The 16,276-nt window shown below is 45.6% G+C and carries 12 protein-coding genes; 9 read left to right on the forward strand and 3 right to left on the reverse strand.

What is annotated here, in order from left to right; genetic code table 11:
- The first annotated feature begins 44 nt into the window (after window positions 1–44).
- The 4 genes from ACX0G9_RS01035 to ACX0G9_RS01050 all read left to right on the forward strand — a co-directional run bounded on the left by ACX0G9_RS01035 (window position 45) and on the right by ACX0G9_RS01050 (window position 6,967).
- The gene (locus ACX0G9_RS01035; protein WP_459062975.1) at window positions 45–3,095 is read left to right on the forward strand and encodes a SusC/RagA family TonB-linked outer membrane protein; all 3,051 of its coding nucleotides are present in this window, start codon (window positions 45–47) and stop codon (window positions 3,093–3,095) included.
- A gap of 42 nt (window positions 3,096–3,137) precedes the next feature.
- Entirely contained in the window at window positions 3,138–4,634 is a 1,497-nt protein-coding gene (locus tag ACX0G9_RS01040; RefSeq protein ID WP_459062976.1) for a RagB/SusD family nutrient uptake outer membrane protein, read from the forward strand.
- Window positions 4,635–4,663: 29 nt separating this feature from the next.
- On the forward strand, window positions 4,664–5,830 hold the full coding sequence (locus ACX0G9_RS01045) for a glycosyl hydrolase 53 family protein (protein ID WP_459062977.1): 1,167 nt from the start codon (window positions 4,664–4,666) through the stop codon (window positions 5,828–5,830).
- A gap of 105 nt (window positions 5,831–5,935) precedes the next feature.
- Window positions 5,936–6,967, forward strand: coding sequence for a GntR family transcriptional regulator (locus tag ACX0G9_RS01050; RefSeq protein ID WP_459062978.1), 1,032 nt, complete (start codon window positions 5,936–5,938; stop codon window positions 6,965–6,967).
- A gap of 36 nt (window positions 6,968–7,003) precedes the next feature.
- Here the strand turns inward: ACX0G9_RS01050 and ACX0G9_RS01055 are convergent, their stop codons facing one another.
- Complete coding sequence (locus ACX0G9_RS01055) at window positions 7,004–7,984, reverse strand: Gfo/Idh/MocA family protein (protein ID WP_459062979.1); 981 nt, start codon at window positions 7,982–7,984, stop codon at window positions 7,004–7,006.
- 99 nt (window positions 7,985–8,083) lie between these two features.
- Between ACX0G9_RS01055 and ACX0G9_RS01060 the strand changes: the two genes are divergently transcribed.
- The 3 genes from ACX0G9_RS01060 to ACX0G9_RS01070 all read left to right on the forward strand — a co-directional run bounded on the left by ACX0G9_RS01060 (window position 8,084) and on the right by ACX0G9_RS01070 (window position 11,990).
- Window positions 8,084–8,746, forward strand: coding sequence for an HAD family hydrolase (locus ACX0G9_RS01060; protein WP_459062980.1), 663 nt, complete (start codon window positions 8,084–8,086; stop codon window positions 8,744–8,746).
- Between the two features lie 99 nt (window positions 8,747–8,845).
- Window positions 8,846–11,164 (forward strand): TonB-dependent receptor, encoded by a 2,319-nt coding sequence (locus ACX0G9_RS01065; protein WP_459062981.1) that lies wholly within the window; start codon window positions 8,846–8,848, stop codon window positions 11,162–11,164.
- 4 nt (window positions 11,165–11,168) lie between these two features.
- Window positions 11,169–11,990 carry a DUF4249 domain-containing protein gene (locus ACX0G9_RS01070; protein WP_459062982.1) on the forward strand — a complete coding sequence of 274 codons (822 nt, stop codon included), beginning with the start codon at window positions 11,169–11,171 and terminating at the stop codon, window positions 11,988–11,990.
- Window positions 11,991–12,049: 59 nt separating this feature from the next.
- On the opposite strand, the gene ACX0G9_RS01075 is transcribed toward ACX0G9_RS01070, so the two are convergent.
- Complete coding sequence (locus tag ACX0G9_RS01075; protein ID WP_459062983.1) at window positions 12,050–13,465, reverse strand: sigma-54-dependent transcriptional regulator; 1,416 nt, start codon at window positions 13,463–13,465, stop codon at window positions 12,050–12,052.
- A gap of 331 nt (window positions 13,466–13,796) precedes the next feature.
- Between ACX0G9_RS01075 and ACX0G9_RS01080 the strand changes: the two genes are divergently transcribed.
- Window positions 13,797–14,195, forward strand: coding sequence for a response regulator (locus ACX0G9_RS01080; RefSeq protein WP_459062984.1), 399 nt, complete (start codon window positions 13,797–13,799; stop codon window positions 14,193–14,195).
- 131 nt (window positions 14,196–14,326) lie between these two features.
- Complete coding sequence (locus ACX0G9_RS01085; RefSeq protein ID WP_459062985.1) at window positions 14,327–14,476, forward strand: lmo0937 family membrane protein; 150 nt, start codon at window positions 14,327–14,329, stop codon at window positions 14,474–14,476.
- A gap of 95 nt (window positions 14,477–14,571) precedes the next feature.
- Here the strand turns inward: ACX0G9_RS01085 and ACX0G9_RS01090 are convergent, their stop codons facing one another.
- Entirely contained in the window at window positions 14,572–16,002 is a 1,431-nt protein-coding gene (locus ACX0G9_RS01090) for a CHASE3 domain-containing protein (protein ID WP_459062986.1), read from the reverse strand.
- Window positions 16,003–16,276: the final 274 nt, after the last annotated feature.

Genomic DNA, 16,276 nt, shown 5'->3' on the forward strand with positions numbered 1-16,276 from the left:
TTATCAGGCTAAGGTAAATTGCCCGGAAACCAAAACGATTAAATATGAAAAAACGATTGCTCTGTAAGGCCTGCAAGGCCTTCCTAACCATTCCCGGCCAGATCTTCCCTGCCCTGTTTTTATTCATTTCCTTTACCGCTTCGGCGCAAACAATGATCTCCGGAAAAGTGACTTCCGGCGATTCTGCTCTGACAGGGGCTACCATTAAAGTAAAAGGCGCTGCAACCGCCGTTCAGACAGATAATTACGGGCATTTCCAGATCAACGCCCCGGCAAATGGAGTGCTGATCATCAGTTCAATTGGGTATACAACCCGGGAGGTAGGCGTCAATCATCGTTCTGCAATATCCATACAACTGGAGAACGCTGTATCCTCTTTAAATGATGTAGTCGTGGTGGGGTATGGCATCCAGCGAAAATCGGATGTTACCGGATCGGTAGTTTCCGTTAAAACAAAGGATATTGAAAAAACACCGGCCAACCGGATTGACGATGCTTTGCAAGGCAGGGTATCCGGCCTGGTGGTTCAGCATAACGATGCTGCTCCGAACTCGACGATTACGATCCGGATCCGGGGTGTCAATTCCATCAACGGAGGGAATGATCCCCTAATCGTGATTGACGGATTGCAGGGTGGAAACCTCAATACGCTCAATCCTTCGGAGGTGGAGTCCATCGAAGTGCTGAAAGATGCTTCCGCTACTGCCATTTATGGGTCCCGCGGCGCCAACGGCGTAGTGCTGGTCACCACCAAAAAAGGCCGGACGGGCCGGTATTCCCTTACTTATAATGGCCTGTACGGCAGTACGGAAGTGAGAAGAAAGTTAGCGCTTATGAATGCGGAGCAATATGCCACTACGGTAAATGCCAACAGGGCTGAGTTTGGTTTACCCGTCGTATTCGGCAATAATGACCTGACCTCTTTTAAGAATGGGGTTGGAACCGATTGGCAGGACGCCATATTCAGGAAAGGAACTAGCCAGAATCATACGCTCAGTATCACCGGAGGCAATGAAAATACAACGTATTATGTTTCCGGAAACTTACTGAAGACCAAAGGAATTATCCTGGCTTCCGGCTATGACCGGTATAGTCTGAGGTCAAACATTAATTCAAAAATCAATAAACGGCTGAGCGTTGGCGTGAATTTGTTCCTGGGCAGGGAACTGAATCATGCTACTCCCTTGAATGGCTTTAGTAATGGAAGTCCGGTGTTTTCCGCCTTGTTATGGGCTCCCACCAAAACGATCTATGATACTTCCGGAAACTATACCCTCCCTTCCGGAAATTATGGACCGCCTACCAATTACAATCCGGTCGCACTCGCAAAAGAACCTGTCAGCGATCATTATACCAATACCACGAATATCATATCGAATATCGATTATACCCTTCTTCCCGGCCTGAAGCTAAATGTATCCGGGGGGTATAAATTGTTGGATTTTCAGAACAGGGACTATGTCAACAGCAAGGCCACCAGGCAGCATGGGACCGAGTCGGCAGGTATTTTTGATTCGACCCTGGTTTCCCTGCAGAATACGAATATGATCAGTTATGAAAAGCAGATCAGGGATCATAAACTGAAGATCACGGGTATTATGGAACAGCAATACGAACAGTTTAATTCGAACTATGCCGGTTCCGTTGGTTTTTTGACGGATGTTTTATCCTACAACAACCTGGGGCTGGGCAATAATCCACAGATCCCTTCTTCGGCAGCGCGTAAGCGGTCTTTGTTATCCTATATGGGAAGGATCAATTATGGATACAAGGACCTCTATCTGTTAACGCTGACGGCCAGGGCAGATGCCTCTTCGGTATTCGGTGCCGATAATAAATGGGGATATTTCCCATCGGTGGCGGTGGGCTGGAATATCGCCAACGAAAATTTTATGCGGGATATCCGAACATTCAGCAGTCTGAAACTGAGGGCGAGTTATGGGATAGTGGGCAACCAGGCCATTTTACCCTACCAGTCCCTGGCGTCCATGAACAGCAGCATCCCTTATTCCGTTGACGGGAGTTCGTTAGCACCCGGTGTTGGACTGGGGGGGATCGCAAATCCAAATCTCAAATGGGAAAAGACCGCTCAATTAAATATAGGAGTGGATATGCAAATCCTGGAAGGCAGATTGGATTTTGTCGCTGATTATTATAATAAGAAAACCAGCGATCTGTTGTTGGCTGTCCCCACTCCTGCCGTTGCGGGCGGTACGGGAAGTGTATTGGAAAATGTGGGAGAAGTACAGAATAAAGGAGTGGAATTTTACCTGGGAGGTAAGCCGGTTATAGGCAAATTTTTGTGGGAGTCGGGGTTAACCCTGACGGTGAACAGGAATAAAGTGTTAGCGCTTACAGGCGGCCAAAAAGAAATCAGCCTGGGAAGCCCGGGCCTGCCGAATTTCGGCAATACAATCTGGATGCAGGTGGGGCAGCCTTTGGGACTGTTCAGGGGATTACAGATGAATGGGGTTTGGAAGAGCAGTGAGGCAGCTGCTGCCGCTTCGTTCGGAACGATCCCGGGAGCGCCAAAATATGTCGATCAAACCAAAGATGGTAAGATCACCAATGACGATAAGGGCAATATCGGCAATGCGATGCCGAACTATACCTTCGGATGGAATAACACATTCTCCTTTAAGGGTTTTGATCTCAATGTATTTATTCAGGGATCGCAAGGTAATAAGATCTACAATATTTCAAGGGTGCGTTTCGAGACCACCTCCAGTGATGCTGATGCCACAAGTATACGAATTTTGAACAGATGGTCGGCTTCCAATGAGAACACGGATGTCCCTTCGTTTTCCGGAAGCGCCAAATCCGAAGATCTGCAAAGTTCCCGCTGGCTGGAAGACGGTTCTTATATCAGGGTAAAAAATATTGCCTTGGGTTATACCTTCCCGCATCTGCTCGTCAATGCGCTTAAAATTTCGGGTGCCCGGTTATACATCGGCGCGACGAACCTGCTCACTTTTACCAAATACAGCGGATTCGATCCCGAAGCCAGTACAAGCGTAGATAATTTTGCAGGAGTAGATCTGGCAACCTATCCTTCACAGAAGTCATTTACCCTCGGCCTCAATATAAATTTTTAGGAAAACAATCCGAAGGCCGACAAACTCTTAAAAAGAATTGATATGAATCCCAATAAAAATAATATACTTTCCTCTTTTATCCTATTGGCGGTCTGCAGCTTGCTGCTGACCAATTGCGTGAAGTTAAAAGAAACACCTCCGGGACAATTGTCACCGGGCAATTTTTATAAGACGACGGCCGATTTTGACGCGGCTATTATTGGCGTTTACCAACCCCTGCACCAGGGCTATTCCGCTTTCGATTTTAATGCCCCGTTCATTTTGTGTTATGGGGCTGAAGACTGTACGACCCGCCCGCAGGCCACCGACAGTAAATTGTACGATGAGTTGAAGCCATCTTCTTCCAGCAGCGCACTTAATAATTGCTGGGATATGTGTTACAATGCCATTAACAATGCAGATGCCATCCTCGGCCATTTAAAAACGACCCAAGGCATTTCCCAGACTCAATTGGATGCCTATGAAGGACAGGTTAAGTTCGTCAGAGCCCTCTCTTATTTTTTCCTGACCCGATGGTTCGGTAAAGTGCCCATTATCACGGAAGCCAACCAGGCGACTGCTTCCACGACTCCGGAAGATTCCGTATCGAATATCTATAAGCTGATCGTGCAGGATCTCCTGGATGCCGATGCCAAACTGCCGGTTTCTTTCCCTGAAGGGGGAAAGGCTACAAAAGGCGCTGCAAAAGCTTTACTGGCAAAAGTCTACCTGACCATGGCGGGATGGCCGCTGCTGGATAATACCAACTATGCGCTGGCAAGAGATAAGGCTAAGGAAGTGATGGATATGGGGGTATATAAGTTGGTTGCTAATTTTTCCGATTTGTGGCATGCCAAAAATAAATTCACCAATGGCGAATTCATCTTCACCCTTTCGGGCATTTCAACTGCCAGTTGGATACAGGGCAGCCATCATCATGTTGCTACGAGGCCCGGTGCGGAAGGTGGCTGGTCCGATATGTTTACAGAAGCCCGGTTTTTAAATGTTTTTCCTGCTGGTCCCCGCAAGGATGCCTCTTTTCATACTGTTTTTGAAGATGGCACTCAATGGCAGAACGGGCCATTTCAGCAGCCCTATATCTCTAAATACCGGGATGCCGGAGCGGCGGCCGGTTTTACCGGGGCGATCGTTAAAAATGATGGAGATGGAGCTACCTGTTTGTTACGGTATGCGGACGTACTCCTGATCTATGCAGAAGCGGCAAATATGGCTGAAGGTGGTCCCTCTGCCTCGGCGCTGGAATCTATTAATAAGGTCAGGAGAAGAGCTAACGGGAAAGATCCCAATACACCGGATGCCGCATCCGATCTTCCCGGCGGTCTGTCACAGGCGACCTTCGATCAGGATGTTTTAGATGAGCGGAACTGGGAGCTGGCCTTCGAGCTTAACCGGTGGTTCGATCTGGTAAGAAGACAATTGGTCGTTTCCGTCAATAAGGATTTATATCCTTATGTGGACGCGCATAATATGCTCCTTCCCAAACCTGCTTCCGAGATAGCCCTGTTGAAAGGGCTGTTAAATCAAAACCTGGGGTATTAGGTGTCACGCTTACCCTATAAATGTGTCGCGTGCCGAACTCAATACTCTATGCGTTGCGGAACAGCCGGGAAGGTGATTTTCCACTCTTCGATTTTACCATGTATCAATTATGTATTAATTACCCTTCCATAACGATTGTAAAACCAAAAAGTATGAAAAAAGACCATTTAACCATTTGCCTTTTCCTTACTGTTTTATTTACTTCCTGCGAAAAGAACCTGAATTCAAGACCCACTGGTATGCCCCTTACTGCGGCCACGACCACCAGCGCGGCAGTTACTCCACTGGTTTCCGTATCTTTTGCCCGGGGAGCCGATGTTAGTTGGTTGCCACAAATGGAAGCCAACGGGTATGTCTTTAAGAACAACAGCGGAGTGCAGCAGGATTGTCTCACCATTTTAAAAGGGCTCGGTATCAATGCCGTCAGGCTAAGGACCTGGGTCAATCCTTCCTCCGATCCCATAAATGGCCATTGCAGTCAGGCGGAAACGATTGCCATGGCCCTGCGATGTCAGAACGCAGGACTGGCCATCATGATCGATTTTCATTATGGCGATACCTGGAATAGTGTGGGGGTGCAGAATCCCCCGGCAGCCTGGGCCAGCATGACCTATGCCCAAATGAGTACTGCTTTGTATAATTATGTTTTTAATTTCTGTACTGCGCTGAAGAATGCAGGAGTAACTCCTCAATGGGTACAGGATGGGAACGAGATCAATTCGGGAATATGCCATCCCGTAGGCAGCATCTCCAAACCGACACAGATGACGGGTTTACTGAATCAGGGGTATAATGCGATCAAGGCGGTTTTTCCCTCTGCCAAAGTGATCATACATGTGGCCCAGCCGCAGAACTCCGGAGCGCAGACGATGCTGGATACTTATAAAGCCAATGGCGGAAAATGGGACCTGACTGGATGCTCCTCCTATGCCAGCCTGGGCAATCAACCGGGAGTTCAGTCGGCTGTTCAGGCTTTGAACACCCGGTATGGCAAAGGGGTGATCATGTGTGAAATTGGAGGAAATGAAAATAAAGCGGCCAGCACAAAAACAGTGATCACCAACTGGCTCAATATGCCCGGAGGCAGCGGCGCCTTTTATTGGGAGCCGGAAGTATATGCTCCTTTCAGTACTTATGCGGCAGGTCAATGGGACCCTGCCACAAAAGAACCTACAGTAGCCCTTACTGCTTTTTAACCTTACGATATAACACTTTATCCTGGCGCCTTCCCATGGGGGCAGGCGTCAGGTTTTTTTGTTATATTCGGGGCGGATTTACCGTCATAAAAGGGCCTGTACACCATGAAACATTCCAATATATTCGATCTGATCCGGGTGGACGAATTCTCTGCCACCCCCAAATATCTCCAGCTAACCAATTCGATCTTAAAGGCGATCGAGACGGGAAAGATCGGTAAGAACGATCTTATGCCCTCCATTAATGAGTTGAGCTTCGAATTGGAAATCTCCCGGGACACCGCTGAGAAAGGGTATAAATACCTGAAAAAAATGGGAGTGCTTGGGTCCGTTCCGGGGAAGGGATATTTTATACAGAACGCCGAATTCAGACAGACCCTCAAGATTTTCCTGCTCTTCAACAAATTAAGCGGCCATAAAAAAATCATTTATGATGCTTTTATTTCTGCATTGGGAGAATATGCCGTCATCGATTTTTATATCTACAATAATGATTTCGGATTATTCAAAAAATTGCTGGCGGGCAGGAAGGAAGATTATTCACACTATGTGATTATTCCTCATTTCCTGGAAGGAGGGGAACATGCTTCTGAGATCATTAATACCATTCCAAAGGACAAACTGATATTACTGGATAAAAAGATCCCAGGTATCGAAGGAGAGTATGCAGCCGTTTATGAAAATTTTGAACAGGATATCTACAGTGCTCTGGAAAAGGCAAGAGAGCAACTGAGCAAATACCATACGATCAAGATCATTTTCCCCGGTTATACCTATCATCCTGTCGAGATCCTGAAGGGATGCAGCCGTTTTTGCCAGGAATATGCCTTTACCTATAAAGTCGTGCATAATATCTCCGAGGAGCCGATAGGTGAAGGGGAGGTGTATATTAATTTGATGGAAGAGGACCTTGTTTTATTGATAGAGCGGATCATCTCCCTGAAGCTGGAATTAGGCAAAAATGTTGGAGTGATCTCCTATAATGAAACCCCTTTAAAAAAGATCATTCTAAATGGCATCACTACCGTTTCCACGGATTTCCAGGAAATGGGAGCGATGGCCGCCCGCCTCATCCTGGACAATAGCCGGAGCCAGAAAGAAGTTCCTTTTTACCTCACGTTGCGGAATTCGCTGTAAGAATGAGCTTCAAGCCGCAAGCTTCAGGCTTGTAGCTTATTCCGCCGGATATCTTACGCCGATCTGTTTGCGTATCGCGTCCATCACTTTGGCGAGGGTCAGGCTGAACGCATGCGACATGGACGGGCTTTCCAGTAATCCTTTTTCCAGGCATTCCTGTACTTCCCTGATCTGGTATTCGAACCCGTTGATCATGGGCTCTACCGCAATGGCCTGAGCCTCTTCGTTGGGGCGGAGAAGGGTCAGCGAATCACATTTATACCAGGCAGTGGGCAGAAGGATCATTCCCTCCTCACCGGCAATCTCTGCCGTGATCGAAGTCTGGCAGGTAAAGCTGGAGGTGATGACTGCTGACCGTCCGTCGCGGTATTGGAGGATAGCATGGCAATCCTCGTCGGCGCCGGTTGGGGCCAGGCGTGCCGCAGCCTTGATAATATCAGGTTCTCCCATCAGCTGGAGGACGAGGAATAAGGGGTAAACGCCGATATCCAGCAGCGAGCCTCCGCCCAGTTCCAGGCTATACATGCGGTTGTCCGGATGATATGGACCGGAAAAGCCGAAATCGCCCCTTATATATTTTAATTTGCCCAATTGGCCCATTTGTATAAGCTCGAGGATCTTGTCCATAATAGGCAGGAAACGGGTCCACATGGCCTCCATCAGGAATACCCCGCTATCTAAAGAGGCCTTTACCATCATTTGAACCTGGCGGGCCGAGAGTGCCATTGGCTTTTCGCAGAGAACCGCCTTTCCTTTCTGAAGACAAAGCAAAGCCTGTTCTGCATGATACCCATGGGGTGTAGCAATATAAACGACATCGATGGCAGGGTCGTCTGCCAGTTGCTCATAACTGTCATAATAACGGGCTGCTCCGAATTTTTCGGCGAATTCCCGGGCTCTGACGGAATCCCTGGATGCAACGGCCTCCAGAGAGGCATTTCCTGCCAGCGTCAGGGCGACCGCAAACTTATTCGCTATCTTGCCGGGACCGATGATCCCCCATTTATAATTCTTCATATTGATAAAAAATCGAATAGTTAAAAAAAAAGCAACAATTTACCTTACCCTGCAAACTACAAACTATGCCCTATCTTCACAAAAAATTATTAGTATCTGATGCTGAAACCGAAAGCTTTTATTTTCGACCTGAATGGAACGATGGTAGATGATATGGAATTTCATGTAAAAGCCTGGTATAAGATCCTGAATGACGATCTCAAAGCCGGCATGAACTGGGAAGAGGTAAAAAGCCATATGTATGGAAAGAATGTGGAATTACTGGACCGGGTATTCGGAAAAGGTCATTTCAGCAAGGAAAGGGAGGATCAGATCTCGATAGAAAAGGAAAAAAGATACCAGGAAGCCTTTTTGCCTCATTTGAAACTGATTACCGGTCTTCCAGCCTTTTTGGAACGGGCGGAAAAAATGAACATCCCAATGGCGATCGGATCTGCAGCCATACCGTTCAATATCGATTTTGTACTGGATAACCTGGCGATCCGTCATTATTTCAAAGCCATCGTCAGCGCCGATGAAGTAGCTGTCAGCAAACCCCATCCCGAAACCTTTCTTAAAGCCGCAGAATGGCTGGGCGTATCACCCGGATCCTGCGTTGTTTTTGAAGATGCGCCCAAAGGGGTGGAGGCATCCTGGAAAGCCGGTATGCCCTGCGTCGTACTGACGACCATGCATACCAAAGAAGAATTTTCTAAATATCCTAATGTTATCGGTTATATAGCGGATTATACGGACAATTCCCTGGAAGATTTATTCGTTTGAACCTTCCGGGCCTGACATACTCCGGAACCTAACGATTAAATGGGTCAGCAACCGCCCGATGACCTTTGTTTTGAGCGTAAATCAGCCTTAATCTTTAGTATGAAGTATTTTGCCGGGGTCCTTTTATTTTTCCTGTCCTTAAATCTGCAAGCGCAGTTAAGGTATACCGTTAATGGAACTGTACGGGATAAAAATTCAGGAGAAGTGCTCATCGGGGCCACGGTCAGCTTGCTCGAAGTTCCCCGTTCCGCCATTACCAGTAACTCCTACGGTTTCTATTCCATAAGCGCCGCCGCAGGTAAATATACTATGGTCGTTAGTTTTGCGGGTTATGAACCGGACACCCTGCAGATCGAACTCGATAAGAACAAACTTTTACCGGTAGAATTGATTTCGGGAGGAATTCAATTAACCGAAGTTGTGGTGAGTGCGCGAAAACGTAATGAGAATGTGATTAAGCCGCTCATGGGCGTACAGAAACTGACGACCAATGAGATCAGGAACATACCGGTGCTTTTCGGAGAAAAAGATGTACTGAAGACTATTCAATTGCTTCCCGGGATTCAATCCGCTGGAGACGGCAACAGCGGGTTCTATGTCCGGGGTGGAGGAGCAGATCAAAATTTAATCCTGCTGGACGAAGCAACGGTATACAATCCGTCTCATTTATTGGGTTTCTTTTCTACGTTCAACTCAGATGCGATAAAGGATATTACCGTTTTTAAAGGTGGTATGCCTGCCGAATACGGAGGACGCCTCTCTTCTGTGGTGGATATTAAGATGAATGATGGGAATAACAAAGGATATCATGTGGGAGGAGGAATCGGTCTGATCTCTTCGAGGCTTAATGCGGAAGGCCCGATCGTAAAAGATAAAGGTTCTTTTTCCATAAGCGCCCGCCGGACCTATGCCGATCTTTTCCTCAAGCTTTCCAAGGATTCATCGGTCAATAGCAACAGTCTTTATTTCTACGATCTTAATGTCAAGGCCAATTATAAGATCGATGAAAAGAACAGAGTTTATCTTTCCGGTTATTTCGGTAGGGATAATCTTGGATTCGGCAAAACCTTCGGGATCGATTATGGAAATGCCACCGGCACGGCCAGGTGGAATCATGTTTTCAACAGCCGGCTTTTTTCCAATACTTCTTTAATATACAGCGACTATAGTTATAAGATCAGGATCAACTCCAATAACAACAATATCAATATCACGTCCAAGATCAGGGATCTGGATCTTAAGGAGGATCTGCAATATTATATAAATGCAGACAACAAACTCAACTTCGGATTTAACGCAATCCATCATACGATCTCCCCGGGTGTTATTTCTGCATCCGTTTCTTCCAGTTATAACTCATTGAACCTTCAAAATAAATACAGCCTGGAAAATGCTGCCTACCTGTCCCATGAATGGTCTCCGATGGATAAGCTGCATTTTAATTACGGATTGCGTTTGACCTCTTTTTCCGTTCTTGGCCCCGGAGATTTTTATACCTATGATGCTGAAGGAAATACAAAAGATACGACGCATTACGCGTCCGGGAAATTTGCAAAGACGTATTTTAACCTGGAACCCCGCTTCTCGACCAGTATACAACTGAATGAAAAAAGTTCGGTTAAATTGTCCTACATCCGCAATGTGCAGGTATTGCACCTTTTGTCCAATTCCACTTCGGCCAATCCGACGGATATCTGGATCCCAAGCAGCATCAATGTAAAACCCGAAATAGCGGACCAGGTGGCAATTGGTTATTACAGGAACTTCCGGGATAACCAGTATGAATTATCTTCCGAAGTCTATTATAAGAACATGCAGAACCAGATCGACTATAAAAATGGCGCACAGTTGATTGCCAACGAAACGGTTGAATCCGAACTGCAGTTTGGAAAAGGAAGGGCATATGGGTTCGAGCTGTTCTTCAAGAAAAAAGTGGGCAAATTGACCGGCTGGGTGAGTTATACCTTGTCCCGCACAGAATTGAAGATCGACGGGATCAATAAAAGTAACTGGTATCCGGCCAAACAGGACAGGACCCACGATATTTCCCTGGTGGGTATGTACCAGGCGGGTAAAAAATGGACCCTTTCCGCAACCTGGATCTATTATACCGGCAATGCGGTCACTTTCCCCAGCGGGAAGTACCAGGTGGCCGGGCAGACCGCTTTTTATTATACAGAAAGGAATGGGTATCGTATGCCGGCCTATCACCGCATGGATGTGGCGGCCACCTTGCAGGGTAAAAAAACGGCAAAATTCGAAAGCAGCTGGACTTTTTCTATTTATAACCTGTATGGGAGGGAAAATGCATACAGCATTACTTTCCAGAATGACCCCAAAGATCTGAGCCAGACACAGGCGGTCCAATATGCCCTGTTCCGGTTCATTCCTTCGGTAACGTATAATTTTAAATTCTAAGCGTATGAAGCGGACCTTATTTATGAAACGGACCTTCTTTTTATATTCCGGTATCTTATTTTCCTTATTGGCCTTTTTTTCCTGCAAGAAAATTATTCATGTAGACCTTAACAATGCTGCTCCGCAGATCGTTATCGAAGGCGAGGTCACCAATCTCCCTGAACCCTACCAGGTCCGCATCACAAAAACGGTGAACTTTTCTGCCAGTAATACCTTCCCTCCCGTAACGGGTGCACTGGTACAGATTACCGACAGTAATACCGGCCTTTCGGCCACCTTGGTGGAATCGGATCCCGGCGTTTATTCCACAAATTTACTGGCAGGAATACCTTTACATACTTATAATTTATTGGTGCAGGCGGAAGGGAAGGAATATAAAGCTTCCTCTGCTATGCCACAACTGGTGCCTTTTGATTCGGTTACTTTTGCCGTGAACACCGATTTTAATAATAAAAAGGTCATCAATGCGGTGGTGAATTTCCAGGACCCTGACGGATTGGGTAATTATTACCAGTTCACCGAATACCTCAACGACAAACTGGTTCCCAATATTTTTGTATTTGAAGACCGTCTTTCGGATGGGAGACATATCGAGCACCCCTTATTTAATGATAGTTCTTATATACAGAGAGGAGATACCATGCTGGTTAAAATGTTTTGTATCGACAAACCGGTCTTTGATTATTTTAATACCCTGATTCAGGTAACGGGTAGTGGAAATTTCCAGTCAGCCACCCCCGCCAATCCAAATTCAAATATCAGTAATGGTGCTCTGGGCTATTTCAGCGCCCATACCATTCAATCGCGAAGACTGCAGGTTTACTAAAACCAAAAGGGCTAAAGCTAACGCCTTAACCCCTTCCGGTATACATTGGGTTATCTGCCTTATGGCTGATAACTCTTGATCTTGTTGTATAAAGTTTTCCGGTCGATCTTCAGGATCTCCGCAGCCCGGGATTTATTATAATTTACCTGTTTCAACACATTCATGATCGTGTCGTATTCTGCCTGTGCGGCGGCGTTCTTCAGGTCTGTCTCCTTATGTATGCCCGTATGCTGATGCGGGGTGGTGAGCGGTTCTGGTCCGGGCTGATGATAGGCATGGGGATCTACGATCTCGGGTGGCAAAACCTTGGAATTGATCAGCCCGGAAGAGGTCAGCAAGGCTGCACGGCGGATCACATTCCGGAACTCCCTCAAATTACCCGGCCAGGAATACTGCAGGAAAATCTGCATGGTTTCCGGCTCGAACCCTTCTACATTTTTATTGAGTTCTTTATTGGATTTGGCCAGAAAGAAATCAGCGAACAGGGGAATATCTTCCCGGCGATAACGGAAAGCCGGTAAAAGGATAGAAAATTCATTAAAACGGTGGAAGAGATCTTCCCGGAATCTACCTTTGCGATAAGCCTCCTGGAGATTTTCATTGGAGGCTACGATGATCCGGACATCCACATCGGCTTCCTTGGTTCCCCCTACCCGTTTGAATTTCCTTTCCTGGATCACTCTCAACAGGGCTGCCTGGATCTCATAGGAAAGATTAGCTACCTCATCCAGGAAAAGAGTTCCTCCGTTAGCCAGCTCAAAATGCCCCTCTTTGTCGTTCAGGGCTCCTGTAAAAGCTCCTTTTACATGACCGAAAAGTTCACTGCCGGCCAATTCCTTGGAAAGTGTGCCGCAATCCATGGCGATAAAAGGTTTGTCCTTACGGCTGCTGAACTGATGGATTGTCCGTGCTATTACTTCTTTTCCGGTACCGCTCTCGCCGTAAAGAATGATACTGTAATTGGTCGGGGCTACCAGCTCTATCTGGCGGTATAATTCTTTGGTAGCGGGAGCCATTCCCACCAGGAATTCATCCTCTGAGGAAGGACGGCTGCTTTTTTTGATGTTGTAGGGCGAAGCCGATTTTGAATTACCGCCCTCCGATGAAGCCGAAGCAGGCGTTTCCATGGCCCTCCCGATCACGTTCAGTACTTCTTCCGGTATCAGGGGTTTGGTGATATAATCGAATGCGCCGGCTTTGATAACATCTACTGCAGTTTTAATATCCGAATAGCCGGTAATGATAATGACGATGGCATGCGGGTCAATTGCCTTGATATCCCGGAGTACTTCCCGGCCTTCTTTATCTCCCAGGCGAAAATCACAAAGAACCACATCGAATTTGGACTCCTTGAAGCGGGCGATGCCTTTATTACCGGTATGGCTCGCTTCTGTCTCAAATCCCTTTTTTTGCAAAAAACGGCTCAATAAATTACACATATCCATATCATCATCAATGATCAGAATTCGCTTCATAAGTGATTTTTTCTTAATTAAAATTACTGGAAAAAGGTTATTCAGGGTTTAATCGATCCAAATATCTATTCATATATTGTTAAACATCTTGCCAAATTAAAAACAACGGGACTTATCGTAGGGAGGGTCCTGAATGGGGCTAAATTTCCCCAAATTGGGGTACAGGGGTCCCGGTTAAGCCGGTAATTTGCTCTTTGCCAGTCAATTAATGGGCAAACATCTATTTTTTGGCGGTAATAAACGCGGAGCGGATTATATGGCAATAAAATTGTAACTCATTTTAGCGAACGAATTGAATTTTTATAACGATGACTAAGTGGAAACCAGTATTATGACAGATATTTGTAAAGTTTTGATCGTAGATGATGAATTGGATATTTGTTACCTCCTCAGCGGTATGTTGAAACAAAGGAATTTTAATGCGGGCTTTGTGAATTCTATATCCGATGCCGTTATAGCGCTCCAGACCGATACACCTTCCCTCTTATTCCTGGACAATCATTTGCCCGACGGATTCGGATTGGATTTTATTCCTTACATCAAAAAGAATTATCCCGAAACCAAGGTCATTATGATAACCGCTCATGATAGCGCCGCAGAAAGAAATACGGCATATAAAGGCGGAGTGGACCTTTTTATTGCCAAACCACTGAATCGTAAACTGATCAATGACGCCATCGATAAGCTCCTTAATACCGATCCCACCGGGAAATTGCAGTACAGTTTGTAGATAATATTACTCAGCTATCTCTTCTTTTCCTTTCCTGGCGGCCATTTTTGCCGCCTTAACTTTCTGGCAGAATTTTTTATATATACAGGTAGAGAAATTACATAACATTTAACAATTTAAATTTTATTCAAATGGGAAATCTCCTTTACCTGATCGCAGTTATCCTGGTAATAGCATGGGCAATCGGTTTTTTAGGATATCATGCCGGTGGCATTATTCATATTCTGCTGGTCATCGCTATCATTGCCGTATTATTAAAACTTATACGGAGGGCTGAATAACCCGCTAAAAAAATCGTTAACCGGCGAAAAAGATCGTTAAAACGAATAAAATGGAAAATTGGAAACCAGCTTGAGCTGGTTTCGATTTTTTACTTTTATGCAAAATTCAGGGTGATTATAAAGGAAGCTCCTTTTCCTTTTTCACTTTCAATGTTGATCAAACCCTTATGATTGAGTATGATATTTTGCGTGTTGGTAAGTCCAAGACCCGTACCCTTTGGTTTATTGGTAAAATAAGGTTCGAAAATTTTGGACAATCCGTCCTTGTCGATTCCGGGGCCATTATCGGTGATCGTTATTACGCACTTGCCTTCCTTGGATTCCGTTTTAATTTGTAAAATTCCTTTTTCCGGCTCCATGGCTTCAATGGCATTAACGATCAGATTCAAAAAGGCGATCTTGATCTTTTCTTTATCCACGGATACGTCACAAATATCATTTGTATAATTCTTGGTAACAATAATATTATTGAGTTTGATTCTGTCTTCTGCCAATTCCAGGGTTTCATCCAGCAATAGATTGACCGACTCTTTGGTATAGCTCAGTTCCGTGAATTTTGTGGAATTCAGCAGGTCGGTGATGAGGTGGTTAATCCGTACACTATTCCGGCTGATCATATCCAGCATTAATCCCAGTTCCCCTTCCGTTCCCGGCTGTTGATTTTTAGGCTGTTCGGATTTTAGCTGGTCTACGGCCAGATTGATATTGGTAAGGGGGTTGCGTATTTCGTGGGCGATTGTCCGGGCAATCCGGCCGGTGGCTGCGAATTTTTCTATACTCCGCATCTGGATCAATTCTTTATTGGCTTTAGCCAGTTGAAGGATACGCTCTTTTAATTGTTCCTGGTATCCAAAAACCTTTTCATCGGCAATCCTTCGTGCTTTATTTTCCCTGGAATAGGTAAGGAAACCGTAAATGACCATCAGGAAAGCCAGGACGAGAGAAGTGATAATAATGGTATTTAACGCATAATAACGGGAGGCCATTTCATCCGATCTGACCTTGAGCCGCAATTGTTCCGCGTAGCGCAGATCGGTAACGGTGGACCGGATCCGGTTCATGATCTCTTTATCAAAAAAACTTTTTATCTGCAGGAGATCCGTCCATTCATAATGATTGCGGGAAAAATCCCTCACCGCATTGTCCATGAGCTCGTATTTTTTGTTGATCAGCCCATCCAATGTAGTTAATGTCGTTTGTTGTAAGGGATCTCCCTTTGTTTCTTCCTTAAAGAGATTAAAAATGGAGTCTACTTCCTGTTTACTTTCTGCATAGGGTTGCAAAAATCCTGTATCCTTCATCAATACATATCCACGGATCCCCGTTTCGGCATCTTTAAGAGAAGATAACAAGGCCTGGGTATGGATGATCACTTTATTTGAATGCTCTACCAACCTGGCTTGCTGAAGGAGCTCCGTATTGGCATACAGGGTCAGCAGGTAGGAGAGAAGCAACAGGGAAAATGCCGTCCCATAACCAACACGGATACGTAGATCAACCGCGAATTTTTTAATAACCCTTTTCATCCGGAATATTTATATTTTCAAGGGGGCGTCCTTTCTCAAATGTATGACAATCGCTTCATGGTCCTTCAATAATTCTTTGATCACTACCCTATGCGTGTAGTGGGTCGGTATCCGGCAAACCTTACGCAGATTGGGGAAAATCTTTCTCAGTACCTGAGGTTTTAAAAATGACAACCGGACAAATTATCGGAGCCGGACGCTGATCCCGTATAGGTTTGGAAGATAATTGCCTTTATACCCAAAGATGGCAAGGAATTTTAACTAAGAATAAAGG

This window comes from Flavitalea flava (assembly GCF_054461575.1).